The following is a 24346-nucleotide window of genomic DNA, read 5'->3' on the forward strand; positions in this document are numbered from 1 at the left end:
CCATTTTTCAGACGGCCTAAAATATTATTTCAGGCCGTCTGAAATCAATCCGTTCCAATATTCAGCGATTCAAAGATTATGAAAACCATCACAGATACCCTAAACCTCGCCCCGCAAGGCAAGAATTTTTTGACTGCCGACTGGCCTACCCCTGCCAATGTTAAAACGCTTATTACCACGCGCAACGGCGGTGTCAGCGAAGGCGTGTACCGCAGCCTGAATGTCGGCTCACACGTCGGCGACGATCTGGAAGCCGTGCTCCGCAACCGCGAAATCGTACAGGAACAAGTCGGCCTGCCCGTTGCCTACCTTAATCAAATCCACAGCACCATTGTTGTGAATGCCGCCGAAGCGTTAGGCAATACGCCCGACGCCGATGCCTCGGTGGATACGACGGGTACGGTCGCCTGCGCTTCGATGACTGCCGATTGCCTGCCTGTCTTGTTTTGCGACAAAGCAGGGACGGTGGTTGCGGCGGCTCATGCAGGTTGGCGCGGTTTGGCCGGCGGCGTTTTGCAAAACACCATTGCGGCAATGAATGTCGAGCCGTTGGAAATCATGGCCTATCTCGCGCCTGCCATCGGCCCTGATGCGTTTGAGGTGGGACAAGATGTATTTGATGAGTTTTGCACACCCATGCCGGAAGCTGTCGATGCGTTTGAAGACATCGGCGGCGGCAAATACCTTGCCGACATTTACGCTTTGGCGCGCATGGTTCTGCACCGCGAAGGCGTGAACATGATTTATGGAGGCACCCATTGCACCGTCTTGGAACGCGATACTTTCTTCTCCTACCGCCGCGACGGACAAACCGGCCGCATGGTCAGCCTGATTTGGTTGGAAAAATAAGATTTGCGCCATCAAAGACAAGGCCGTCTGAAATACTTTCCGTTTACGGTTTCAGACGGCCTAAACATTATTCGTTATAATCCGACGATACCGTAACCGGTTTCAACGAAGGAATATCCAATGAAAAAAATCCTATTGCCTGCACTCGCCCTATTGCTTGCCTCTTGCGGTTTCCACCTGAAAGGCACAGGCGTGACTTCTCAGCCGCTGCCTTATCAGAACTGGCATGTAGAAGGCGGAGCCGTCATGCAAAAAGCGCTGGAAAATGCCTTACGCCGTGCCGACGGCCATCCGGTTAGCGAAGCCGAATCACAAATCACCCTGCGCGTTGTCGACTTTCAAAAACGCCGCGACATCTATACCATCACCCGCGCCGCCGCAATCAACGAATACCTGCTGGCCATGACCGTTAAAGCCCAAGCCTTCCGCAACGGCGAGCCGGTTGGCGAGCCGATAGAAGTTAAGGTTCACCGCACCATGGACTACGCCGACAGCGAAGTTTTGGGCAAACAGGAAGAGGAAGAAACCATTTGGTCTGAAATGCGCATCGACGCCGCAGATCAAATCGTCCGCCGCCTGACTTTCCTGAAAGCGCAATAATGGCTGCCGCGCCCATTGAGAGCCTGCGCCCCGATACGCCGCTCAAACCGTTGTACCTTATTCACGGTGAAGAGGATTTATTGCGTATCGAGGCTTTGGATACGCTGCGCTCAGCCGCAAAAAAACAAGGTTATCTCAACCGCGAAGTCTATACCGCTGAAAACAATTTTGACTGGAACGAGCTATTGCAAAGCGCCGGCAGCGCAGGTTTGTTTGCCGATTTGAAACTGCTGGAAATCCACATTCCCAACGGCAAACCCGGCAAAAACGGAGGCGATGCCCTGCAAACCTTCGCCGAACGCCTGCCCGAAGATACGGTTACGCTCATCCTCCTGCCCAAGCTTGAAAAAGCGCAAATCCAGTCCAAATGGTTTTCCGCATTGGCAGGCAAAGGCATCGTCTTAGAAGCAAAAGCCGTTGCGCCACATGCTTTGCCGCAATGGATACAGGGCCGTCTGAAACAGCAGGGTTTGGATATCGAACCTGAAGCACTCGCCCTTTTTGCCGAGCGCGTCGAAGGCAATCTTTTGGCCGCCCGTCAGGAAATCGAAAAACTCGCCCTGCTCCATCCCCAAGGCCATTTGATCAATATTGCCGATGCAGAGGCCGCAGTTGCCACCGTCGCCCGCTTCGACGTATTCCAACTGGCAGGCGCATGGATGAAAGGCGATGCCCTGCGCGTTTCCCGTTTGCTGGACGGCTTGGAAGAAGAAGGCGAAGAGCCGGTTTTGCTGTTATGGGCGGTTGCCGAAGACATCCGCACCCTAATCCGCCTGACTGCCGCACTCAAGCAAGGCCAAAACATCCAAAGCCTGCGCAACAGCCTGCGTTTATGGGGCGACAAGCAGACCCTTGCACCGATGGCGGCCAAACGCATTTCCATCAACCGCCTGCTCGACGCGCTTAAAACCTGCGCCAAAATCGACCGCATCATCAAAGGCGCAGAAGAAGGCGATGCATGGACTGAGTTCAAACAGCTCGTTACCTCGCTGGCTGCTTGAAACCGTTGCCACGCGTCAAGAAACTTGCACGCAATACGCCCCAAAAACAGAAAATACTGTAAAATAGCGTAAACTCAAATTCAGGCCGTCTGAACCTCGCATTTCAGACGGCCTCTTCCAGCAAAAAACAAGGAAACACCAACCATATGGATAATAAAACCAAACTTCGCATCGGCGGTCTGGCCCTGCTGACCACTGCCGTATTAAGCCTCATCATCGTTCTGATCGTCGATTCATGGCCGCTGGCCATCCTGTTGGCCGTCATCATCGTAGCCGCTGCCGCAGGCGGTTTCGTTTGGACTTCACGCCGTCAGCAACGCCAATTCCTCGAGCGCCTGAAAAAATTCGACATCGATCCGGAAAAAGGCCGTATCAACGAAGCCAACCTGCGCCGCATGTACCACAGCGGCGGACAACATCAAAAAGACGCGATTACCTTGGTTTGCCTGTCACAAAAATGTTCCGTTGACGAAGCGCACGCCATCTTCAAAAAACGTCCGACCCGTCAAGAAATGAACCAAATGGCTGCCCAACAGGCACGCGGTCAAAAACGTCCACATCGCTAATCCCGACAGTAACAGGCCGTCTGAACATCCTATCCCGTTTCAGACGGCCTGTTTTTATTTCCATCAAACCCATTTCCGTTTTCATCGCATTATGACCCGTCTTCCCACCGCCCCACTCAAACGTCGCCTCGCCGCACTGGTTTACGAACTTCTGCTGACCGGTGCCGTTACCAGCATTGCCGCCCTTGCAGCCGGTATTGTCGCCATCTTTCTCAATCCCGTTTCCACACGCCTGTCCATGCTGACAACCTGTCTGATTCTGTTCTACGCATGGTGGCTCTACTTTCGCGCCAACTGGCACAAAAAAGGCCAAACCCTCGCCATGCAGACATGGAAAATCGGTTTAGCCGATAAAAACGATACCCAGCCGCCCCTGACGCAGCTGCGCCTGCGCTTTATTTGGGCTAGCATTTTTATTGTTTTCATTCCTCTATTTGCCTACGCCGGATTGCGCCATCTGCTCAATATCCCGCCTAAAGGCGCATTCGGTGCCGCGCTCATTTGGCTCATCCTGCCATGGGGCTTCGCCCTGTTCCATCCCGACCGCCAGTTCCTCTACGACTTCTTGGCCGGAACAAGGCTGGTGGATTTGAGTCAGAAGAAAACAAATGAATAAAATCCAAAAGCGGCTCAAGCTCTAAATGAAATAAAGGCCGTCTGAAACTCAAGATACGTTTCAGACGGCCTTTAATCATAACATCAAGCGATGATTATTCTTGCCAACGTTTGAACACCAGCGATGTATTGACGCCGCCAAAAGCAAAGTTATTGCTGACCACATAATTGGTTTGAATCTCGCGTCCGCCAGTTTGGATGTAATCCACCTTGCCGCAACGCGGATCGATGTTTTCCAAATTAACAGTCGGCGCAAACCAGCCGCTGTTCATCATTTCGATGGTAAACCAGGCTTCCAACGCGCCGCACGCGCCGAGTGTATGGCCGAGATAGCTTTTTTGCGAACTCATAGGCACAAAACCAAACACCGCCTCAGTAGCCAATGTTTCGGCAATATCGCCTTTTTCGGTCGCCGTACCGTGGCCGCTGACATAGCCGACTATATCAGGCGTAATACCGGCGTCTTTCAGCGCAAGCTCCATACATTTTTGCATGGTTTCTTTTTGCGGCTGGGTAACGTGGCTGCCGTCGCTGTTGGCACCATAGCCGACAAGCTCAGCATAGATTTTTGCACCGCGCCGTTTGGCGTGTTCCAATTCTTCCAACACAAAAATCCCTGCGCCTTCGCCGATGACCAAGCCGTCTCGAGCGTTGTCGTAAGGGCGCGGCGTCAGCTCAGGTTCGCCGTTGCGGCGGCTGGCGGCATAAAGTGAATCGAAAACATACACTTCAGACGGACAAAACTCTTCGCCTCCGCCAGCCAGCATCATATCAATCAGGCCGTATTTAATCGCTTCGTAAGCATAACCAATGCCCTGGCTGCCGGAAGAACACGCGCTCGAAGTCGGAATAATGCGGCCTTTCAAACCGAAGAAAATGCCGATATTGGCGGCAGTCGTATGCGGCATCATGCGCACATAAGTATTGGCGTTGAAATTGCGCGATGTGCCTGTTATCAAAAGTTCGCCCATATCGCCAATGTCTTTGGTGCTGCCGACAGACGAACCGCACGCCACGCCCATACGGCCGTCGGTAATGCTTTCATCACCCAGCAAACCCGCATCCGTCAAGGCTTGTTCCGCCGCATCGACACACAAATGCGACACGCGCCCCATGCTTCTAAGCTGCTTGCGCGTCCAGTGCTCTGGAGGGGAATAGCCTTCAATCGGCGCACCCAGTTGCGCTTCCAATTCAGGAAAGCGTCCGCTCCAGTCCATGTATTTGACCGCGTTTTTTTCGGCTTTAAAGGCCGTCTGAATACTTTGCCAATCACGGCCGAAGGCGGTAATACCGCCGATACCTGTTACAACGACTCTTCTGGTATTCAACACAAACCTCCGTTCACAGCAATCACTTGGCGCGTAATGTACGCCGCTTTCTCATCCATCAAAAAGCGCACCGCATGCGCTACTTCCTCGGGCAATCCCATACGCGCGGCAGGGACAGCCTTTAAGATTTCTTCGACAGGCACGTTCTCATCGATAATATCGGTATCGATAAGGCCCGGCGCCACGCAGTTGACGGTAATTTTGCGTTTTGCCAACTCAACCGCCAAGGCTTTTGCCGCGCCGATTAAGCCCGCTTTGGACGCGCTGTAATTGACCTGACCGCGGTTGCCCGTCAAACCGGACACCGACGCCATGCACACAATCCGTCCGGCTTTGCGGCGGCGGATCATCGGCATGGTCAAAGGGTGCAACACATTATAAAAACCGTCCAAATTGGTACGCAGCACCAAGTCCCAATCGTCATCTGTAAACGCAGGAAACGCATTGTCGCGCGTCAGGCCGGCATTCAGCACCACACCGTAATATGTGCCGTTTGCCTCAATGTCGGCGGTCAAAATTTCACGGCAGGCTTCGCGGTCGGACACGTCAAACTGCAACACGCGCGCATTTCTACCCAACGCACGGATTTCTTCCGCGACAGCTTCCGCTTCATCACGGCGGCTGCGGCAGTGGACGACAATATCAAAGCCGTCCTGCGCCAAACCAAGCGCCACGGCTTTGCCGATACCGCGATTAGACCCTGTAATTAAAATAGTTTCACTCATACGTTTTCTCACTATATCGACAGGCCGTCTGAATCTTTGTCTTTTCAGACGGCCTTGTAAACGGTTTAAATGATTTGACCGTCTTTCGGACTGTACACATTTAAAGAGGCTTTTGCCAGCAAACCGTCCGGCGGCAACAGATGCTTCACATCTTCCGGCGCATCCGTCCAGCGCAACTCGCAATCAAATACGCCCATGCCGCCCAAATCCTGAATGGACACATGCGCCCTGACTTCCAGCTCAGTACCGACAGGCACGGAATCAGCAAACAAATCCAGCTTGCGCGTTCCCAATAAAAAACCCAAGCGTACAGGCTCTCCGGCCTTTAAAGCCTCAATGCCTGCAAACGCGCCTATGCCCTGCGCCATCAATTCCATATAAGCCATAGACGGCAACACGCCGTCCTGCAGCAAAATATGCTTGTCGCTAACCGGCGCACAGCAAACCGTGTAGTCATCGCCAAATTCTTTCACACAATCGATAAGCACCATATGTCCGCTGTGCGGAAGCAGCGACGCCACATCATAAATCGGGGCACTCGGTATTGAAGGCATAAAATGTCATCCGGGAATAAATTACGTTACAATATGCATTATAACAGAGCCTAGCTTTTACTAACCCATTTCATTACAATGTATGAAAATGTAAAACATTGAAAGACATCATGCCTCAAAACGTTTGCCGTTTCAGCTTCAATATCGCCGCATGGCAGGCCTCCTCCAGCAAAATCAGTACGCCGGAGCAATGGCAGGACTGGGCGCAGGGAAAACTCGATACCGCATCCCTGCCAGAGTGCAAACCCGCGCTCTCCTTTTTGCCGCCTATGCAACGCCGCCGCTTGGGGAAAGCGGCACGCTTGGTTTGTGATGCCGCATGGAATCTGGCTGACCAATATCCCGAAAGCGTACCGGTGTACATTTCGCACGACGGCGAAAGCAACCGCAGCTTTGAATTATGGCAAGAGCTTTTGAACACGCATACTGTGTCGCCGACCTCATTCGGTCTGTCCGTCCACAACGCAACGATTGGGCAATGGTCGATGTTGCGCAAAGACATGAGCGAACATACCGCGTTGGCCGTTGCCGCCGATTCCTTTGAAACCGCGCTGACTGAAGCATTCGCGCTTTTGCAAGACGGCGCGCCATCTGTTTTAGTGATTGTCGCCGATGATCCGTTGTCTGAAGACTATCCCGTCTTGGCTACACGTGCGCCGTTTGCCTATGCATTGGCACTGGTCATCACAAAAGGCGAAGACTATACCTTAAGCTTGGAAACCACATCCGCAAGGCCGTCTGAAAATCCTAAAGATACAACAGTCGAGCCTTATTGGAGCAGCTTGGAGTGGGTACGCTTCCTGCTTTCAGACGGCCGACAACATACGCAACACTATATCGGTAGAAACTGGTACTGGCAGAAAAACGCATGAAGACTTTAGACTATTTCCGTCGCTTTTTTGCCACACTCTTCGGCTTCATCCTCTTCGGCGTTGCAGGCGTATTGTTCAAAATCGCACTTTTGCCCTATACGCTCAAATCGACCAAAGGCGACATCAAACGCCAACTTGAAGCAAGACGCATGATAGGCAAAGTTTGGCGTTTCTTCGTCGGCTACCTGCAATGGTCGGGCGTATTGAGCGTCCGTTTCAACGGCTTGGAAAAACTCGGCAGGCCCGGCCAGCTCATTCTTGCCAACCATCCCTCGCTTTTGGATGTCGTCTTGCTGATCAGCCATTATTCGGAGCCGAACGTACTGGTTAAAAAAGACCTGTTGCACAACCCCAGCATGAAAAGCCAGATTATCGCCTCCGGCTACATCCCCAACGATGAAAGCATGGAAATGCTGGAAGAAATCGATGCCGTGTTCAAAAGCGGGCAAAGTCTGCTAATTTTCCCCGAGGGCACGCGCACAGGTTGGGACGGACAGGTTAAAATGCACCGCGGCGCCGTATCACTCGGTTTGCGCAGCGCATCAGTCATCACGCCCGTGTGCATCAAGATGACGCCGCCCAATTTTAAAAAGGGGCAACCGTGGTACAAAATCCCACCACAAAAAATTCATTATGAAATTACCGTCGGCGACGACATCCTGCCGGAAGAATGGCTGGCAGAAAAACCCCTGCCCATCGCCGCACGCCGTTTAAACGAATACCTGCAAGACTATTTTACAAGGAAAACCACATGAGCAATTTAGAAAACCAAATCAAACAATTAATCATCGACAGCTTGGGCTTGGAAGACATTACCGTTGCCGACATCGGCAGCGAAGATCCGCTTTTCGGCGACGACGGCCTGGGTCTGGATTCGGTTGATGCATTGGAACTTGGTTTGGCCGTACAAAAAACCTTCGGCTTCCAGCTCGACGGTGAAAACGACAACCTGCGCGACAACTTTGCCAACGTCAAAACTTTGGCCGAGTTCGTCAAGAGCCGCCAAGCATAAGGGAGAGAAAAGATGACCGAACAAGAAGTACGCACCCTGCTGACCGATGCACTGGTTAACCTGTTTGAAATCGAACCGGAACGCATCAAACCCGAAACCAACCTCTACGAAGATTTGGAAATCGACAGCATCGACGCCATCGACCTTATCGACCACATCAAACGCGAAACCGGCCGCAAACTGCAAGCCGAAGACTTCCGCAACGTGCGTACCGTAGAAGACGTGGTTCAAGCGGTTTTGAAAGTACAACAAGATTCCTGATTCCACTTTGAATCAGCATATTTTCAGACGGCCTTGTCAATCGGCAAGGCCGTCTGAAAATCAATCGCAACCATGAAAATACTAGGAAAACTCCTACTGACCCTTGCCAGCCTTGCCTATCCGCTCCTATGGTATTACGGCAGGGGAAACGGCGCATTTTTCTGGCTTGCAGCAGTTATGTGTGTGTTATGGCTGATACGCGCCGCCATGCCGCAAACTGCAGCCCAACGCATTACGGCGATTATCCTTGCCGCTTTTTTTGCGGTGGTACTGGTTTTCAGACGGCCTGACTCGATGTATTGGTATCCCGTTGCCGTCAACGCGCTGATGCTTGCCGTTTTCGGCGGCAGCCTGTTTGCCAAACAAACCGTCATCGAACGCCTCGCCCGATTGCAACACCCCGACCTGCCGCCCGAAGGCGTGCGCCATACTCGACGCGTTACGCAAATCTGGTGCGCGTTCTTTATTTTCAACGGCGCAACCGCCGCCATTTTGGCAAGCTTGCAATATTACGATTGGTGGGCGGCTTATACAGGCATCGTATCGTATGTGTTAATGGGAATCTTATTTGCCGGAGAGTGGGTGTATCGGAAAACTGTATTGAAGGTGTAGGTCGTCTGAAAACACATCAACTAGCTCTCCGAAGCATAACCTATTTAAAAAAACTTATACTTTTTTACAAAAAACACAGTTTCAAGAATGAAAGTGTTTCTGAATCACAGCACATCAAAAAGGTTTGATATGACTTGGGATTGATGTTTTACTAACTTTTGGAGATTAACGATATCTAAATATTTATTATTAGGATTAACCTTGAGTTATTAGCCATATTTAAAGAAAGAATATCATCATGAAATTTGCCGCTTTTCCACGTTCAATAAAAACTATTTTAGAAACAGAAAGAAAATATATTATTCCACGTTATCAGAGAGAATACTCATGGGAAAAAGAACAGCTAGAAGAATTTTGGAATGATATTAAAAATCAAATTACCTTCAGTAATGAATCTTACGAAGTCAAAGAGTATTTTATTGGATCATTAGTTTTGATTGGAGACGATGAAAGAGGTACTGAATTTTATGTAGTCGATGGGCAACAACGGTTAACTACTATCACGATTTTTCTTTCCGCTCTTACTCAAATTGGAAAAGAACTACAAGATAATGCATTCTTAAATAGCTGTTATCGTTATATTGAGGGGAAAGACACGGATTTCAAAAATTTCTTTAAGTTAATTAGCGAATCACCAAAACCTTTTTTCCAGAACTCTATCCAAAACATTGACCAAGATAAAAGTAGTGAGCCTGACTCAGAGGAAGAAAAATCCTTATTTAATGCATATAAATATTTTTATAATAACTTATTAATTGAGAAAAAAAACTATGGTGATAATTACATCACATTTCTCAAAGCAATACGAGATCAAATAATCGGCTGTAGTGTTATATTCATTACCGTTGATAGTGAAGAAGCTGCTCAAACCATATTTGAAACACTTAATGCAAAAGGAAAAGACCTTGAAACACTTGATTTAATAAAAAATAAAGTGTTTGAAATTCTTAATAAAGATCATCCTAGTGATTTTGCAAAAGACACATGGAAAAATATAAAAAGCACCATAAATTCTCGAACTGAACGAGTTTCACTCTCAGTATTTTTCAGACATTTTTGGATTTCAAAATATGCATTCCTTAATGAAAAGAAAATATACAAATCATTTCAAGAAAAAATTACTGCAACTGAAGAATCATATAGAAAATTCTTACTCAAATTATATAAATTTTCTAAAAATTATGTTATGGTTATTTCTCCACTTGAAACTGACTGGAACAACCAAGAAGAAAAAACTATTCTAAATTCACTCCGTGCAATCAAAGATTTTCGCGTAATTCAACCTCGCCCCCTTATAACAACACTAATAAACCTATATAAAAACAAAAAGATAAAACAAAAAGAATTAATTAAAATTATATCCCTACTAGAAACTTTTCATTTTATTTTTACGGCTATTACATCATCAAGGGCATCTGGATTAGAAAGTTTATATTCTAAATACTCTAGAGAACTCTCAAGAGCAGAAGATAACAAAAATATAACTGCCCTCTTAAAGGGGTTATCTATTGAATTAAAAAGAAAATTAGAAGACATACCATATGAATCATTTGAAAATAAATTTATTAATTTAAAATTTTCAAATGACTTCACAAGAGATAAGAAGACAATACAATATATTTTTAAATTAAAAGAAAATCTAATGATGAATACTACAGAATTGTCTGTTAACTCAATAACATTAGAACATCTACATTCTCAAAAGAAAGATACTGAATGGTCTCATGGAATAGGTAATCTCTTACCTCTTGATAAAAAATTGAATGAGTATTGTGATACAAAATCTATTACAGAAAAAATTTCTATTTTAAAAAACTCCGAACTTCGCCAAGTTAAAGAATTTTGTGATACATACTCAAATATTACTGAATGGACAAAAGAACATACTATTGAAAGAGCCAAAATCTTAGCTAAAGAAATCTTTGATTATTCAATGCACCAATTTGAAATCTAACCATGCACCTAACCCGAATCCTATCCCCCGACCTGCCCCAACACGACCTTATCGCCGCCCATCCGAATTGGACGCGTGCTGACTTCAACCGTGCGGTTTTCCATCTGTCAGGCCGTCTGAAACAGGCAGGCGTGCAAACGGCCGCGTTGTGGTTTGACGATGCCGCGCTGTTTGCCTGTGCCGTGTTGGCAGTGTGGCATTCGGGCGGAAAGGTTTTATTGTTGCCCAATTTGACGCAAGACAATTTAGCATGGGGGAAAACGGCAGAAGCGTTTTTAACAGATTCAACAGATAAAAAGCTGTCTTCAGACGGCCTAAATATCTGGCACTTGCCTGATGTATTAGCTAAAACAGATTTGGAAAAGCTGAACACCTATCCTGAAAACCATCTGATTCCCGACCATGCCGAAGCATGGCTGAAAACATCCGGATCCAGCGGCGAAGCGCAAATTATTGTGAAAACCGCCGCGCAAATGCAGGCAGAAGCCCTGACTTTGGCAAATACGCTGCCATTTGGACAACACGGTGAAACCGTGATCGGCAGCGTAATTCCGCAACACCTTTACGGCTTCACTTTCCGCTTCGCACTCGCGCTGTCAATGGGTTGGACTATGGAGCGACAGCAGGCAGTTTATCCGGAAAACCTGCTTTCCAGCACGGCCGCACATGATAAAGTGGTTTGGATTGCCAGTCCGGCCGTACTCAACCGCTTGGGTGAAAACCGCAACTGGCAAAGTATCGGCCATAAAATTGCAGGCATTGTCTCGGCGGGAGGCGCGCTTCCTTCAGCCACGGCGGATTTGCTGCAACAGGCTGCCGTCCGCCCGTTTGAAGTCTATGGCAGTACCGAAACCGGCGTGATTGCCTCACGTTGCGAACGCCAAGAATGGCAGCCTTTCGAAGGCGTGGAAATCGGGCAAAACGAAGAAGGCGCACTTTGGGCTTCTTCGCCTTGGTCGCCCGAACGCCGTCAAACAGCCGATTTGATCGAGCCGCAAGATGACGGTTTTCTGTTACTCGGTCGCCAAGACCGCATTATTAAATTTGAGGACAAACGCGTGTCGCTGACCCAAATTGAACACGAACTTTTACAACACCCTTGGATTGCCGACGCCCACTGCGGCCGCCATCCGCAGCATCAACGCATTGCCATATGGGCGGCATTGAACGCAGACGGTATCGCCGCCTTGCGCGAGAAAGGCCGTGCTGCGGTTGCCGATACGCTCAAACGCTACTTGGCCGCCACGCAGGACACTATCGCCCTGCCGCGTTACTGGCGTTTTACCGACAGCCTGCCGCGTAACGCCCAAGCCAAAATCGCCGCGGCGGATTTTCAGACGACCTTTACCGTTGCCCAAACTTCGCCCGTTTGGTCGAAAACATCATCTGACGATGAAACCAATACCGAAACTTTTATCGGGCGCGTGCCTTTGGATTTGGTTTATTTCGGTGGCCATTTTGCCACCTTCCCGCTGGTTCCCGGCGTGGTCGAGCTGCAATGGGTGCGCAACCTGATCGCGCCCAAGCCATGGGGCAAACAGCGCGTCATCCGCATCGAAAATCTAAAATATCAGCAGTTTATCCGTCCTCACGATGAAGTGTCGGTAGAGCTGAAATTTGATGAAGGTAAAAACAAACTGAGCTTTAAAATCAACAACGGAGAGCATCCGTGTGCATCAGGACGGATTGTGTTTGAGGCCGTCTGAATATACTTATTAACTTTTTAGTGGAAAACCAACAATATGCAACTCTTCCCTGCCCTAGAACAACGCTATTCCCACGAACACCAGTCCGCAGGCGAGGCTCAACGTCTGGCTCAAGAAATCGCTTTTGCACCGATTGTGTTCCAAGTTTCCCGCCTGATGGTGAAATTTGGCATTCTGAACTTGCTGAACGACCATCCAGACGGCCTCACTCAAGCCGAAATCGCCGAAAAAGCGAAAATCAGCAACTACGCGGCACAAGTCCTGCTGGAAGCTTCGCTGTCTATCGGCACTGTCTTGACTCGTGACAACCGCTATTTCATCAGCAAGGCCGGTTGGTTTGTCCTCAAAGACAAAATGGCCCGCGTCAACATGGATTTCACGCAGGAAATCTGCTACCAAGGCATGTTTGATTTGGAAAAAACCCTGCAAACCGGCAAGCCCGAAGGCCTGAAAGTATTCGGCGACTGGCCGACCATTTACGAAGGCTTGTCTTCATTGCCAAGCATCGCGCAGGAAAAATGGTTTGCATTCGACCATTATTATTCCGACAACTCCTTCACCGAAGCACTGAACACCGTGTTCGCCAAACCGGTTAAAAAACTGCTCGATGTCGGCGGCAATACCGGCCGCTGGGCGGAGCAATGCGTCAACCACAATGCCGAAGTCGAAGTAACCATCATGGATCTGCCGCAACAAATCGGCTTGATGCGTGAAGCGACCAAAGGCAAAAACGGCGCGGACCGTATCCACGCCCATCCGGCCAACCTGCTTGATCCTGAAATTCCGTTCCCGACCGGTTTTGACGCGATCTGGATGAGCCAATTCCTAGACTGTTTCACCGAGGAACAAGCCACCAGCATTCTTCAACGCGCCGCTGCATCTATGAGCGAAAACACCAGCCTCTACATCATGGAGCCTTTCTGGGACAGACAACGCTACGAAACCGCCGCCTACTGCCTGACCATGACCAGCCTGTATTTCACTGCCATGGCCAACGGCAACAGCAAAATCTTCCATTCCGAAGACCTGATCCGTTGCGTTGAAAAAGCCGGATTGAAAGTAGCGGAAATTTCAGACGGCATCGGCCGCGGCCACAGCATCTTGCGCTGCGTTAAGGCCGTCTGAACATCATCTTTTAAACCCTAAAAAGAAACCGACTCCAACAGCCATTTTGGCTATCGGGGTCGGTTTGTTTTTAGGTATCAGCCTTAATGCATCAGCCGCGCAACATCCATACTGCGCACACTAACGCAATCGCCACCACCAAAGCGGCAAGCAGTTGTCCCACTCCTGCCAACTTAGGCTGCTGGGCATCAATGGTTTTAAAGCCGTTAATCATCGGCGTAATCAAATCCTGTTTTTTCACAAAGCGGTACAGCAAAACAGCTGCAATATGTACGCCCGCTAAAACGGCCAAAATATTAAAGAAATTGACATGGATTTTTCGCGCCAGCGTACCGGCGTGTTCGCTGACCAAATGATTCAAAAAGCCGGAATTAGTAAACGTATTTTCATCAGCGGCAAATAAGCCTGTGGCCGTCTGAAAAACCAACGCAACCAATAAAGCGATAACCATCAGCGTGCCCAAAGGATTGTGGCCGACCAATTCGTCTTCAGACATCTGGCCTTGCGTATAGCGGCGGATTTCCGAAAATGGACGCACAAATCGGCTGAATTTTGCCGTATCGCTACCCCATATCCCCCAGCACAAGCGGAAAACCACCAACGCCAGCATCAACAAGCCGCCGCGCAAGTGCCATACCAGCATATCGCCGCCTTGGGTTGCGCTGTACCACATGAATCCTATCAATAACACCAAGAGCCAATGGAACAGGCGCGTAGGTGCGTCCCAAACTTTTATTTTTTGCTTCATTACCTTTTACTTTCTGATTTAAAATTAAATTTCTTATCTTGGAAGGTTACGCCATGCAGCCCATCTACACGCTTCCCGAATCGCTTCAGGCCTTTCAGACGTCCTTAGCATTTCCCGACGTATTCCGCCCCCGCGCCCAAGAATCACACAAAGGCACATACGGCACGCTTGCCATTATCGGCGGCGCAACAGGAATGAGCGGCGCAGTGGTTTTGGCAGCCACAGCCGCCATGTATCAAGGATGCGGCAAGGTCTGGGCGGGTTTCAACCAAGCCACGCTACCTTTTGCCATCATTCCCGAACGCCCTGAAATCATGCTCGCCACTGCGACCCAACTGATGGAGCGCAACGATGTCAGCGCACGCGTAATCGGTTGCGGCTTTGGTTTGGACGGATTATCAGAACAGCTGCTGCCCCAAATCCTGTCTACACACCATGACCAGCCTTTATTGCTCGATGCAGATGCCTTGACACTGCTGGCCCGTTCTCCCGAATTGGCTGAACGCCTCAAATCGTACAAACATATCATGCTGACACCCCATCCGGCCGAAGCCGCCCGCCTACTCGGTACCGATACTCAATCAGTTCAAGCCGACAGACAAAAAGCCGTAACCGAAATCAGTCAAAAATATGACGCAACCGTTGTGTTGAAAGGCCATCATACATTGTTGGCCACGGCAGATGGCATAGTCTATACCAACACCAGCGGCAATGCCGGTTTGGCCACCGCAGGCAGCGGCGATGTCTTGAGCGGCATTATCGGCAGCCTGTTGGCACAAGGCATTCCGACATTCCAAGCCGCCTGCGCCGGCGTATGGCTGCATGGTGCGGCGGCCGATGTCATCAAACACAGCAGCCAAATCGAAACCGGCATGCTCGCCGGAGAAATCGCACCTGCCGCCCGATGGCTGCGCAATATTTTATCAAAAGAATAATGCCGTCTATATCATAAATACAAATTACAGGCCGTCTGAAAATCAATCTCTATTTTCAGACGGCCTGGTTTATTTTTAAGTCATTTTGCAAATTAAGGTTAAGGCGTGTATCCTTGACTTCCCTTAAAAACAACTTCACAACATATTATCATGAGTATCCTCAATAAAATCAGCAACTTTATTGGAAAAACATTTTCCCTTTGGGCTGCGCTCTTTGCCGGTATCGCTTTTTTCACACCCGATACCTTCAAATGGGTCGGCCCTTACATTCCCTGGCTTCTGGGCATCATCATGTTCGGTATGGGCTTGACGCTCAAACCTTCCGACTTCGACATTTTGTTCAAACGCCCCAAAGCCGTCATCATCGGCGTGATTGCACAATTCGCCATCATGCCGGCAACCGCCTATCTGCTGGCCAAGCTGTTGAACCTGCCTGCCGAAATCGCAGTCGGTGTGATTTTGGTCGGCTGCTGCCCGGGCGGTACGGCTTCCAATGTAATGACTTATCTGGCGCGTGGCAATGTGGCTTTGTCGGTTGCCGTTACATCGGTTTCTACTCTGATTTCCCCATTGCTGACCCCCGCCATCTTCCTGATGCTTGCCGGTGAAATGCTGGAAATCCAAGCGGGCAGTATGTTGATGTCCATCGTCAAAATGGTTTTGTTCCCCATCGTTTTGGGATTGATTGTCCATAAAGTCTTGGGCAACAAAACTGAAAAACTGACCGACGCGCTGCCGCTGGTTTCCGTTGCCGCCATCGTACTGATTATCGGCGCGGTAGTCGGCGCCAGCAAAGGCAAGATTATTGAAAGCGGCCTGCTGATTTTTGCGGTTGTCGTACTCCACAACGGCATAGGCTATCTGCTCGGCTTCTTTGCCGCCAAATGGACCGGCCTGCCTTATGATGCACAAAAAACGCTGGCCATCGAAGTCGGTATGCAAAACTCAGGCTTAGGTGCCGCCCTTGCCGCCGCACACTTTGCCGCCGCGCCGGTTGTTGCCGTTCCCAGCGCATTGTTCAGCGTGTGGCACAATATCTCCGGCTCGCTCCTGGCAACTTATTGGGCAGCCAAAGCCGATAAAAATAAAGAATCCTAAACGTCTTTAATCATAAGGCCGTCTGAACAGGGATAAACGAAATCAACGATTTCTGCCTTACCTGTTCAGACGGCCTTTATTTTGAAATCAAGCAGGATTATTGTTTGGCTGCTTCGATTTGGATATTGATGTTTACTTTTTTGCTCATACCGGCACTTACCAAATAATCCAAGCCCCATTTGGTACGGTCGATGGTGGTGCTGAAGTCGCCGCCACACACTTCTGCTTTTAACATCGGGCTTTGGTAGCAGTTGAATTTGTCGGCTTTGAGTTTCACCGGTGCTGTTTTGCCGTTCATGGTCAGATTGCCGTCAACGGAAAGCAGTTTTTTGCCGTTGAAATTGAATTTGGTGGATACAAAACGGATTTCAGGGTATTTGTCTGCATTGAAAATATCGGCAGATTTCAAATGTTGAGTAAAGTGATCTGAACCGGTTTGCAGTTTGGACAAAGGCAATACGATATCGATTGAGCCTTGGCGTTTGGCACGATCAAATTCCAAATTGCCGGTCAAACCATAAATACCGCCGACGTTGGTGCTGGTGTTGAAATGGTCGATGGCAAAGCGGGCATTGGCATGAAATTCGTCCACTTTATAAACAGCGGCAGACGCAGCAGAAGCCAGCATGGCTGAACACAATGCAAACATGATTTTTTTCATCGTCTTATCCTTAAAAATGTGAGAAGTTCCCTATCATATCACTTTTTGATGCCAGCATCTTTTGCAACTGAGAAAGACAGCGTTTCATCTTAAGAAAACTTTAGGCCGTCTGAAAGAATGAGCAGCAAATTCAGGTGAAGCAAATACAGTTTAGTTTTATTACAAAATAGCGTGCTTCATCGCTCGTACTTGGTATAAAATACCGAGTTATTTCTACAACGGGCCGCCACAATATCCAGCCTATTTCAGACGGCCTCAGCATAAAACAAAGGAACAAAAATGCCTGAATACCGCTCCAAAACCTCTACCCACGGCCGCAATATGGCAGGTGCGCGCGCATTGTGGCGTGCAACCGGCGTCATGGAAACCGACTTCGGCAAACCGATTATCGCCATTGCCAACTCCTTCACCCAATTCGTCCCAGGCCATGTGCACCTGCACAATATGGGTCAACTGGTTGCCCGTGAAATCGAAAAAGCCGGCGGCATTGCCAAAGAATTCAACACCATCGCCATTGACGACGGTATCGCCATGGGCCACAGCGGTATGCTCTACTCCCTGCCCAGCCGCGACCTGATTGCCGACTCTATCGAATACATGGTCAATGCCCACTGCGCCGATGCTCTGGTCTGCATTTCCAACTGCGACAAAATCACCCCGGGCATGCTGATTGCCGCCATGCGCCTGAACATTCCGACCATCTTCGTTTCCGGCGGCCCTATGGAAGCTGGTAAAGTTATCGGTGTAGCCAACATTCAACCAGAACGCCGCTTGGACTTGATTGACGCCATGATCGAATCGGCAGACGACAATATCAGCGACAAACAAGTCGAAGAAGTCGAGCAAAACGCCTGCCCGACTTGCGGCTCCTGCTCCGGCATGTTTACCGCCAACTCCATGAACTGTCTGACCGAAGCACTCGGCCTTTCCCTGCCGGGTAACGGTTCTTATCTGGCGACCCACGCTGGCCGCAAAGAATTGTTCCTCGAAGCCGGCCGCATGATTGTCGAAATCACCAAACGCTACTACGAGCAAGACGACGAAACCGTGTTGCCACGCAGCATTGCCACCAAAAAAGCGTTTGAAAACGCCATGACCATGGACATCGCCATGGGCGGCTCTACCAATACCATTTTGCACCTGTTGGCCGTCGCCAACGAAGCCGGTGTCGATTTCAAAATGGCAGACATCGACCGCCTGAGCCGCGTTGTGCCTTGCATCTGCAAAACCGCGCCAAACAACCACGACTACTATATGGAAGACGTGCATCGCGCAGGTGGCATCTTCGCCATCCTGAAAGAATTGGACAAAGCCGGCAAACTGCACACCGACGTGTACACCATCCACGCGCCGACACTGAAAGACGCAATTGAAAAATGGGACGTAACCAACCCTGAAAATACTCATGCCATCGAGCGTTTCAAAGCGGCTCCAGGCGGCGTGCGCACTACTCAGGCGTTCTCGCAAAACCGTATGTGGAAAACCCTCGACCTCGACCGCGAAAAAGGTTGTATCCGCGATGTCGAACATGCCTACTCGCAAGACGGCGGCCTGGCAGTATTGTTCGGCAATATCGCAGAACGCGGTTGCGTCGTGAAAACCGCAGGCGTGGACGAGAGCATCCTCAAATTTACCGGCCGCGCCCGCGTGTTTGAAAGCCAAGAAGACGCAGTAGAAGGCATTTTGGGTAACCAAATCGTGGCTGGCGATATCGTCATCATCCGCTACGAAGGCCCTAAAGGCGGCCCGGGCATGCAAGAAATGCTGTACCCAACTTCCTACCTGAAATCCAAAGGTTTGGGCAAAGCTTGCGCCCTGCTGACTGACGGACGCTTCTCCGGCGGTACTTCCGGCCTCTCCATCGGCCACGCTTCGCCTGAAGCGGCAGAAGGCGGTGCAATCGGTTTGGTACACGAAGGCGATACCATCGAAATCGATATTCCAAACCGCAGCATCCACCTTGTCATTTCCGATGAAGAGCTTGCCGCACGCCGTGCCGAAATGGAAGCGCGCGGCAGCAAAGCCTGGAAACCGGAAAACCGCGACCGCTACGTCTCCGCAGCCCTGCGTGCCTACGGCGCGATGGCGACTTCCGCCGACAAAGGCGCAGTACGCGACGTATCGCAAATCGAACGTTAATTAACCTGACTTAAGGCCGTCTGAACGCTTTCAAGTGTTTCAGACGGCCTTCATTCAAATGGACAAATATGGACAAATTCATTTTAGCGATGATCGGCATGGCTATTGCCCTGTTGATTATTATTGGCGGCGGATTTATCGCTGTCGAATATTTCAAATCCCATCCTGAAGCATTCCAAGTCAAGCCGCTATCAAAATAATCATTTAACGGCATGAGTTTCAAAGGAAAAGAGCCGTAGCTCAAGGTCGTCTGAACGCAGTACATATAATGAAACACATTCTTTACTGGCTGGGTGGTTTTGCCGTCGCCCTCGGCATATTCCAATACTACGAAACCCATCGCTATTCCGAAGACCAGCTCATCTACGCCCAACCGCCGCAAAATCGTACTGCCGTTGCCGATTTTGACGCCTTGGCGTATTTAAACTTCCTCCGCACCTCAGCCAATCTGCCCGCACTGGCGCACTCAGCCACACTCGAACGCGCCGCGCGCAATCATGCCCGCTATCTGCTGCAAAACCCTGACGACGGCCATGACGAACACAATACACGCAATCCCTTTTATACAGGCCCACGCCCATCAGACCGCACGCGCAAAGCCGGTTATGCCTATAAAGGCGTACATGAAAACGTCAGCACCGGCCAGCACCCGCCAAACGAAAAAATCAACGACCATCTGCCTGCCCAACATCAGCTGGATAATCTGATGACGGCGATTTACCACCGTCTCTCCCTACTCGATCAAAATATCGACGAGGCCGGAGCGGCGTTTGAATCACAAGGCAAACAAATCGCGCTGAGCATCAATCAGGGCGACAGCAGATTCAACAGCCTCTGCCAAAAAAACCGCCCCCTATCCGACCTCAGCCGTTCGTTTTATCAAGATGCCTGTCATGGTCATGCCATTGTTTATGCGGATGAAATTTCCAACCGCAAAACCCGGCCTTACATCACCTATCCGCAAGGCAATTTCGCTTCACCGGTTTTCCATGGCGAACGTCCCGACCCTATGCCGCATTATGAAATGACCGGCAATCCGGTCAGCACCGCCTTCTCAGAACAATCGCCTCCGGTCAAAATGCGTTCGTTCAAACTGTATCAGGACACAAAAGAAATTAGAGACGTCAAAATCTTAGATAAAGATAATGACCCAAACCGCCTCCTGACCGAACATCAATTTGCGCTGTTTCCTTTACAGCCATTGGAATACGACACCAACTACCGTGCCGTGTTCGAATACCGTCAAAACGGAAAAGACCGAACGGTCGAATGGACATTCAGCACGCAAAAACCCGATTATCCTTACTTCATTGTCAAAGGCGGCGAAACGCTGGCCGTCGAATCCGGACAAAAATATTTTATCCATTGGCAGGATTTTTGGTGCTTGAAGCAATGCGAACGCTACCACTACCGCATGAACCGCGACACCCAACTCGACATTATCGAGCGGCAGGCCGGCGGCATCATTATCCGTGTTAATGGAAGCAAAGGCAGCAGCATCCGCTTAATGCCCGAAGGCGAAGACAGGCGCGCCATTACACTTTATTTATGGAAATAAAGCCGTTTTCAGACGGCATGAAGCACCAAAAAGCTGATAAAATACCGCCTCACCACCCTACGGCAAGCTATCCAATATGACCAAACATCCGCAAACAGCAGCCAATACCCGCTATGCCTTTGCCAGCATTGCTGCCATGTTGGCCGCATTTTTACTGTTCGTTGCCGTAATGTTGCTGCCTTTGGGGTTGACGGCGGGCACGCAAGTAAGCCTGATACGGCTTTCACTCTACGCAATCGTGCTGTTTGCCGTACTTGGCGGTATTTTTTCTGTACGCGTTGCCTATTTGCGTAAAAAGAACGGAGCATGACATGACCCAAGCCGATAAAATCCCACAAGAAATCCGCCTCCAGCAAGAGCGGCGCGTACTGACTTTGGTCTATGTTGACGGTGCCAAGAGCCTTCCTGCCGAATACCTGCGCGTGTACTCGCCCAGCGCGGAAGTGCGCGGACACGGTGCCGGTCAAGATGTATTGCAAACAGGCAAAGCCGAAGTCAGCATTACCGATTTAGACCCCGTCGGCCAATACGCATTGAAAATTACTTTTTCAGACGGCCACGACAGCGGCCTTTACGATTGGGACTATCTCTACCGACTAGCTCACAATCAAGACGCGCTTTGGCAAGACTATCTCGACCGCCTCGAAAAAGCCGGCGCGTCCAGAACGCCAAGTGCCGAAGATTTAAAACCCAAACGCACACATTCCTGCGGTAGCGGAGGTTGCGGCGGAAAGGCCGTCTGAAAAAAGGCGAAGCCGACATTGGACGACGGCAGGATCATTGACGGCAAAGCATTCCTCTCCCCGCCTAAAAAAGGACGGGTAGTGGCCATCTTCAGCGATACCAAAGCCTGTCCGCAGGCAGTGCGCGCCGCGCAAAACGCAGACGTTTTGGTGCATGAAGCAACCTTTGCGGCAGGCGATGAAGAAACAGCGGAACGAGTGTTCCATTCGACCGTATCTGATGCCGCCAAGCTGGCTTTGCAAGCCAATGTGAAACAACTTTACCTGACCCATATCAGCGCACGTTATACCGAAGAGGAACAACGCCTGATGCTGGAGCGGCAGGCACAAACTATATTTCCCGCGTCGAAAGTGGTTGGCGATTTCGACGTATTCGATATCTGAATCCGTATTATTTTAAGAAGGCAGACACTATGAGCGACCACAAAACCCATTTCGGCTTCTCTACCGTTGACGAAGACGAAAAAGCAGGCAAAGTTGCCGAAGTCTTCCACTCCGTGGCAAAAAACTACGACATTATGAATGACGTAATGTCCGGCGGTCTGCACCGCGTTTGGAAACATTTCACCATCAATACCGCCCGCCTGAAAAAAGGTGACAAAGTATTGGATATCGCCGGCGGTACAGGCGATTTATCCCGAGGCTGGGCGAAACGCGTAGGCAAAGAAGGCGAAGTTTGGCTGACAGACATCAACTCCTCCATGCTGACGGTCGGCCGCGACCGCCTGCTCAACGAAGGCATGATTCTGCCCGTATCGTTGGCAGACGCTGAAAAATTGCCGTTCCCCGACAACTATTTCAATCTGGTTTCCGTCGCATTCGGCCTGCGCAACATGACGCACAAAGATGCCGCACTGAAAGAAATGTACCGCGTATTGAAACCGGGCGGTACCCTGCTGGTGTTGGAATTCTCCAAAGTGTACAAACCTTTGGAAGGCGTGTACGACCTCTACTCTTTCAAACTGTTACCGATTATGGGCAAACTGATTGCCAAAGATGCCGACAGCTACCAATACCTCGCCGAGTCCATCCGTATGCATCCCGACCAAGAAACCTTGAAACAAATGATGCTGGATGCAGGTTTTGACAGCGTGGATTACCACAACATGAGCGCAGGCATTGTTGCCCTGCATAAAGGCGTGAAATTCTAAAGCCGTCTGAAACAAACACAACGGGCGTGATTGATAGACACGCCCTTTGTTTTTAAACCTTACCCAAGCCAATCTGATACAAACCAAAGGCCGCCTGAACAGCCGTAAAACGAAATTAAATATCTCGATTACACCATTCAGACGGCCTTAATACGATTAAATCAGCTTATGTCCCTGCTTTCACGCTTTGCCATTGACGGACCATAAATTTCAACGCCGCCGGTTGGATAGGTACCATGATAAAGCTGTTTTTCAAATCTTCATCAGTCGGGAAAATCGTATTGTCGTTTCTAAACTCTTCATCCATCAGCTCTTGAGCCGGTTTGCTGGACGGCGCATAAGTAACAAAATTGCCGTTTTTCGCCGCAACTTCAGGATCTAAGAAATCATTGATATACGCATGGGCATTGGCCACATGTTTGGCATCTTTCGGAATCACAAACGAATCCACCCAAATCCCCACGCCTTCTTTCGGCATCATCACACGGATTTTTTCCTTGCCGCCTGCTTCTTCGGCACGACGTTTGGCAATGTTCAAATCGCCGCCAAAGCCAATCGTTACGCAAGTATCGCCGCGCGCCAAATCATCGATAAAACCGGACGAGGTAAAACGCTTGATGTACGGACGGTTTTTCTTCAAGACTTCCGTAGCCGCCTTAATATCCGCTGTTTCGCTGCTGTTTGGATTTTTACCCATATAGTTCAACACCATAGGATAAATTTCCGCTGCGCTGTCCAAATAGCTGATGCCGCATTGCTTGAGTTTGGACGTGTATTCAGGGTTAAACACCAAATCCCATTGATTGTCCGGTAGTTTGTCCGTACCCAAAGCCTTTTTCACACGCTCGGTATTGATGGCGAAAGTATTAGTCCCCCAATAAAATGGAACGGCGTATTCGTGATTCGGATCAACACCTTCCATCAGCTTCATCAGTTGTGGATTGAGGTTTTTATAGTTGGGAATCAGGGATTTGTCGATTTTTTGATACGCACCTGCCTTAATCTGCCTACCGACAAACGCATTGGAAGGACCCACAATGTCGTAACCCGACTTGCCGGTCAACACCTTGCTCTCCAGCGTTTCATCGCTGTCATATACATCGTAAGTTACTGCGATACCGTGTTTTTTCTCAAACGCTGCAACCGTCTCGGGATCAACATATTCCGACCAGTTGTAAATGCTCAATACCTTTTGATTATCGGTTTGAGCCGCCTTGTCGGCAGAAGTTTTGTCCGAGCCGCCGCAGCCGGCCAGTGCCAGCGCAGTCAGTACGATGAGGGGCAGATGTTTGGTCATTATCATTCCTTGCGTATCCGGTTGAAAATAGAGAGGCATTATAAAGCAGGCAAGCCCGAGCGGATAGGCTTCATTGTTAAAAGATATCGTCCCGCTTGAGGCCGTCTGAAAGACGGATTGCAGCCAACTTAAAACCTTTCTGCCGATAGCTTGAAATATGGTTTTGCGGTAAGATAACGCCCATTCGTTTTTAATCGCAACGCGCCGTCCGGGCCGTCTGAAATCCTTGTAAAAAA

At 49.6% G+C, this 24346-nt stretch carries 28 protein-coding genes; 22 read left to right on the forward strand and 6 right to left on the reverse strand.

The genetic code is table 11. The annotated features are described in order from the left end of the window. Nucleotides 1-78: 78 nt before the first annotated feature. The 5 genes from pgeF to ACTHTY_RS05970 all read left to right on the forward strand — a co-directional run bounded on the left by pgeF (nt 79) and on the right by ACTHTY_RS05970 (nt 3632). Nucleotides 79-849, forward strand: coding sequence for a peptidoglycan editing factor PgeF (pgeF, locus tag ACTHTY_RS05950; protein ID WP_440366761.1), 771 nt, complete (start codon nt 79-81; stop codon nt 847-849). 120 nt (nt 850-969) lie between these two features. Then, on the forward strand, nt 970-1449 hold the full coding sequence (locus tag ACTHTY_RS05955) for an LPS-assembly lipoprotein LptE (RefSeq protein ID WP_250580195.1): 480 nt from the start codon (nt 970-972) through the stop codon (nt 1447-1449). Continuing rightward, complete coding sequence (gene holA, locus ACTHTY_RS05960; protein WP_440366764.1) at nt 1449-2450, forward strand: DNA polymerase III subunit delta; 1002 nt, start codon at nt 1449-1451, stop codon at nt 2448-2450. The genes ACTHTY_RS05955 and holA overlap by 1 nt, the downstream gene beginning before the upstream one ends. 146 nt (nt 2451-2596) lie before the next feature. Next, a complete protein-coding gene (locus ACTHTY_RS05965) occupies nt 2597-3016 on the forward strand; it encodes a hypothetical protein (RefSeq protein WP_003746427.1) in 420 nt (139 codons plus the stop codon). A 91-nt stretch (nt 3017-3107) separates the two neighbouring features. After that, nucleotides 3108-3632, forward strand: coding sequence for an RDD family protein (locus ACTHTY_RS05970; RefSeq protein ID WP_440366766.1), 525 nt, complete (start codon nt 3108-3110; stop codon nt 3630-3632). A gap of 94 nt (nt 3633-3726) precedes the next feature. Here ACTHTY_RS05970 and ACTHTY_RS05975 read toward each other — a convergent pair whose 3' ends face one another. The 3 genes from ACTHTY_RS05975 to ACTHTY_RS05985 all read right to left on the reverse strand — a co-directional run bounded on the left by ACTHTY_RS05975 (nt 3727) and on the right by ACTHTY_RS05985 (nt 6238). Beyond that, entirely contained in the window at nt 3727-4962 is a 1236-nt protein-coding gene (locus tag ACTHTY_RS05975) for a beta-ketoacyl-ACP synthase (RefSeq protein ID WP_440366768.1), read from the reverse strand. Further along, on the reverse strand, nt 4956-5684 hold the full coding sequence (gene fabG, locus ACTHTY_RS05980) for a 3-oxoacyl-ACP reductase FabG (protein WP_003746422.1): 729 nt from the start codon (nt 5682-5684) through the stop codon (nt 4956-4958). The genes ACTHTY_RS05975 and fabG overlap by 7 nt, the downstream gene beginning before the upstream one ends. Nucleotides 5685-5749: 65 nt before the next feature. Beyond that, nucleotides 5750-6238, reverse strand: coding sequence for an ApeP family dehydratase (locus ACTHTY_RS05985; protein ID WP_440366770.1), 489 nt, complete (start codon nt 6236-6238; stop codon nt 5750-5752). 110 nt (nt 6239-6348) lie between these two features. Between ACTHTY_RS05985 and ACTHTY_RS05990 the strand changes: the two genes are divergently transcribed. From ACTHTY_RS05990 to ACTHTY_RS06025, 8 genes are all read left to right on the forward strand, one after another. Continuing rightward, nucleotides 6349-7110: a beta-ketoacyl synthase chain length factor gene (locus ACTHTY_RS05990; RefSeq protein WP_440366772.1), complete on the forward strand. Its 762-nt coding sequence runs from the start codon at nt 6349-6351 to the stop codon at nt 7108-7110. Then, on the forward strand, nt 7107-7865 hold the full coding sequence (locus ACTHTY_RS05995; protein ID WP_049344240.1) for a lysophospholipid acyltransferase family protein: 759 nt from the start codon (nt 7107-7109) through the stop codon (nt 7863-7865). Before ACTHTY_RS05990 ends, ACTHTY_RS05995 begins: the two co-directional genes overlap by 4 nt. After that, nucleotides 7862-8122, forward strand: coding sequence for a phosphopantetheine-binding protein (locus ACTHTY_RS06000; protein WP_440366774.1), 261 nt, complete (start codon nt 7862-7864; stop codon nt 8120-8122). The genes ACTHTY_RS05995 and ACTHTY_RS06000 overlap by 4 nt, the downstream gene beginning before the upstream one ends. Nucleotides 8123-8134: 12 nt before the next feature. Then, nucleotides 8135-8383, forward strand: coding sequence for an acyl carrier protein (locus ACTHTY_RS06005; RefSeq protein ID WP_003680823.1), 249 nt, complete (start codon nt 8135-8137; stop codon nt 8381-8383). A gap of 72 nt (nt 8384-8455) precedes the next feature. After that, nucleotides 8456-8995, forward strand: a complete 540-nt coding sequence (locus tag ACTHTY_RS06010) for a hypothetical protein (protein ID WP_440366776.1) — start codon at nt 8456-8458, stop codon at nt 8993-8995. 238 nt (nt 8996-9233) lie between these two features. Then, nucleotides 9234-10949, forward strand: a complete 1716-nt coding sequence (locus ACTHTY_RS06015) for a DUF262 domain-containing protein (RefSeq protein WP_440366778.1) — start codon at nt 9234-9236, stop codon at nt 10947-10949. Nucleotides 10950-10951: 2 nt separating this feature from the next. Next, nucleotides 10952-12655, forward strand: a complete 1704-nt coding sequence (locus ACTHTY_RS06020; protein ID WP_440366780.1) for an AMP-binding protein — start codon at nt 10952-10954, stop codon at nt 12653-12655. Between the two features lie 36 nt (nt 12656-12691). Continuing rightward, on the forward strand, nt 12692-13780 hold the full coding sequence (locus ACTHTY_RS06025) for a methyltransferase (RefSeq protein WP_440366782.1): 1089 nt from the start codon (nt 12692-12694) through the stop codon (nt 13778-13780). Nucleotides 13781-13871: 91 nt separating this feature from the next. Here the strand turns inward: ACTHTY_RS06025 and ACTHTY_RS06030 are convergent, their stop codons facing one another. Continuing rightward, nucleotides 13872-14528, reverse strand: a complete 657-nt coding sequence (locus ACTHTY_RS06030; RefSeq protein WP_440366783.1) for a cytochrome b/b6 domain-containing protein — start codon at nt 14526-14528, stop codon at nt 13872-13874. 53 nt (nt 14529-14581) lie between these two features. Here ACTHTY_RS06030 and ACTHTY_RS06035 point away from each other — a divergent pair, with 53 nt between their 5' ends. Together ACTHTY_RS06035 and ACTHTY_RS06040 are read left to right on the forward strand one after the other, a co-directional pair. Beyond that, on the forward strand, nt 14582-15463 hold the full coding sequence (locus ACTHTY_RS06035) for an NAD(P)H-hydrate dehydratase (protein ID WP_440366785.1): 882 nt from the start codon (nt 14582-14584) through the stop codon (nt 15461-15463). A gap of 150 nt (nt 15464-15613) precedes the next feature. Continuing rightward, nucleotides 15614-16561: a bile acid:sodium symporter family protein gene (locus ACTHTY_RS06040; RefSeq protein ID WP_440366787.1), complete on the forward strand. Its 948-nt coding sequence runs from the start codon at nt 15614-15616 to the stop codon at nt 16559-16561. A 97-nt stretch (nt 16562-16658) separates the two neighbouring features. Here ACTHTY_RS06040 and ACTHTY_RS06045 read toward each other — a convergent pair whose 3' ends face one another. Further along, nucleotides 16659-17222 (reverse strand): YceI family protein, encoded by a 564-nt coding sequence (locus ACTHTY_RS06045; RefSeq protein WP_070585678.1) that lies wholly within the window; start codon nt 17220-17222, stop codon nt 16659-16661. A 279-nt stretch (nt 17223-17501) separates the two neighbouring features. Between ACTHTY_RS06045 and ilvD the strand changes: the two genes are divergently transcribed. The 7 genes from ilvD to ubiE all read left to right on the forward strand — a co-directional run bounded on the left by ilvD (nt 17502) and on the right by ubiE (nt 22813). Further along, nucleotides 17502-19361 (forward strand): dihydroxy-acid dehydratase, encoded by a 1860-nt coding sequence (gene ilvD / locus ACTHTY_RS06050; protein ID WP_003746398.1) that lies wholly within the window; start codon nt 17502-17504, stop codon nt 19359-19361. Between the two features lie 68 nt (nt 19362-19429). Continuing rightward, on the forward strand, nt 19430-19561 hold the full coding sequence (locus ACTHTY_RS06055) for a hypothetical protein (RefSeq protein WP_256388404.1): 132 nt from the start codon (nt 19430-19432) through the stop codon (nt 19559-19561). A gap of 68 nt (nt 19562-19629) precedes the next feature. Continuing rightward, a complete protein-coding gene (locus tag ACTHTY_RS06060) occupies nt 19630-20919 on the forward strand; it encodes a CAP domain-containing protein (protein ID WP_440366788.1) in 1290 nt (429 codons plus the stop codon). A 76-nt stretch (nt 20920-20995) separates the two neighbouring features. Continuing rightward, nucleotides 20996-21229, forward strand: a complete 234-nt coding sequence (locus ACTHTY_RS06065) for a hypothetical protein (protein WP_039862213.1) — start codon at nt 20996-20998, stop codon at nt 21227-21229. Between the two features lies 1 nt (nt 21230). Then, complete coding sequence (locus ACTHTY_RS06070) at nt 21231-21662, forward strand: gamma-butyrobetaine hydroxylase-like domain-containing protein (protein WP_049344227.1); 432 nt, start codon at nt 21231-21233, stop codon at nt 21660-21662. 18 nt (nt 21663-21680) lie between these two features. Further along, the gene (locus ACTHTY_RS06075) at nt 21681-22046 is read left to right on the forward strand and encodes an MBL fold metallo-hydrolase (RefSeq protein WP_440366790.1); all 366 of its coding nucleotides are present in this window, start codon (nt 21681-21683) and stop codon (nt 22044-22046) included. A gap of 29 nt (nt 22047-22075) precedes the next feature. Further along, a complete protein-coding gene (gene ubiE, locus ACTHTY_RS06080) occupies nt 22076-22813 on the forward strand; it encodes a bifunctional demethylmenaquinone methyltransferase/2-methoxy-6-polyprenyl-1,4-benzoquinol methylase UbiE (protein WP_004519946.1) in 738 nt (245 codons plus the stop codon). A 166-nt stretch (nt 22814-22979) separates the two neighbouring features. Here ubiE and ACTHTY_RS06085 read toward each other — a convergent pair whose 3' ends face one another. Continuing rightward, a complete protein-coding gene (locus tag ACTHTY_RS06085) occupies nt 22980-24110 on the reverse strand; it encodes a polyamine ABC transporter substrate-binding protein (RefSeq protein WP_107723381.1) in 1131 nt (376 codons plus the stop codon). Between the last annotated feature and the right edge of the window lie 236 nt (nt 24111-24346).

It is taken from the genome of Neisseria sp. P0019.S002 (genome assembly GCF_051957155.1).
Taxonomy (GTDB): Bacteria; Pseudomonadota; Gammaproteobacteria; order Burkholderiales; family Neisseriaceae; genus Neisseria; species Neisseria perflava.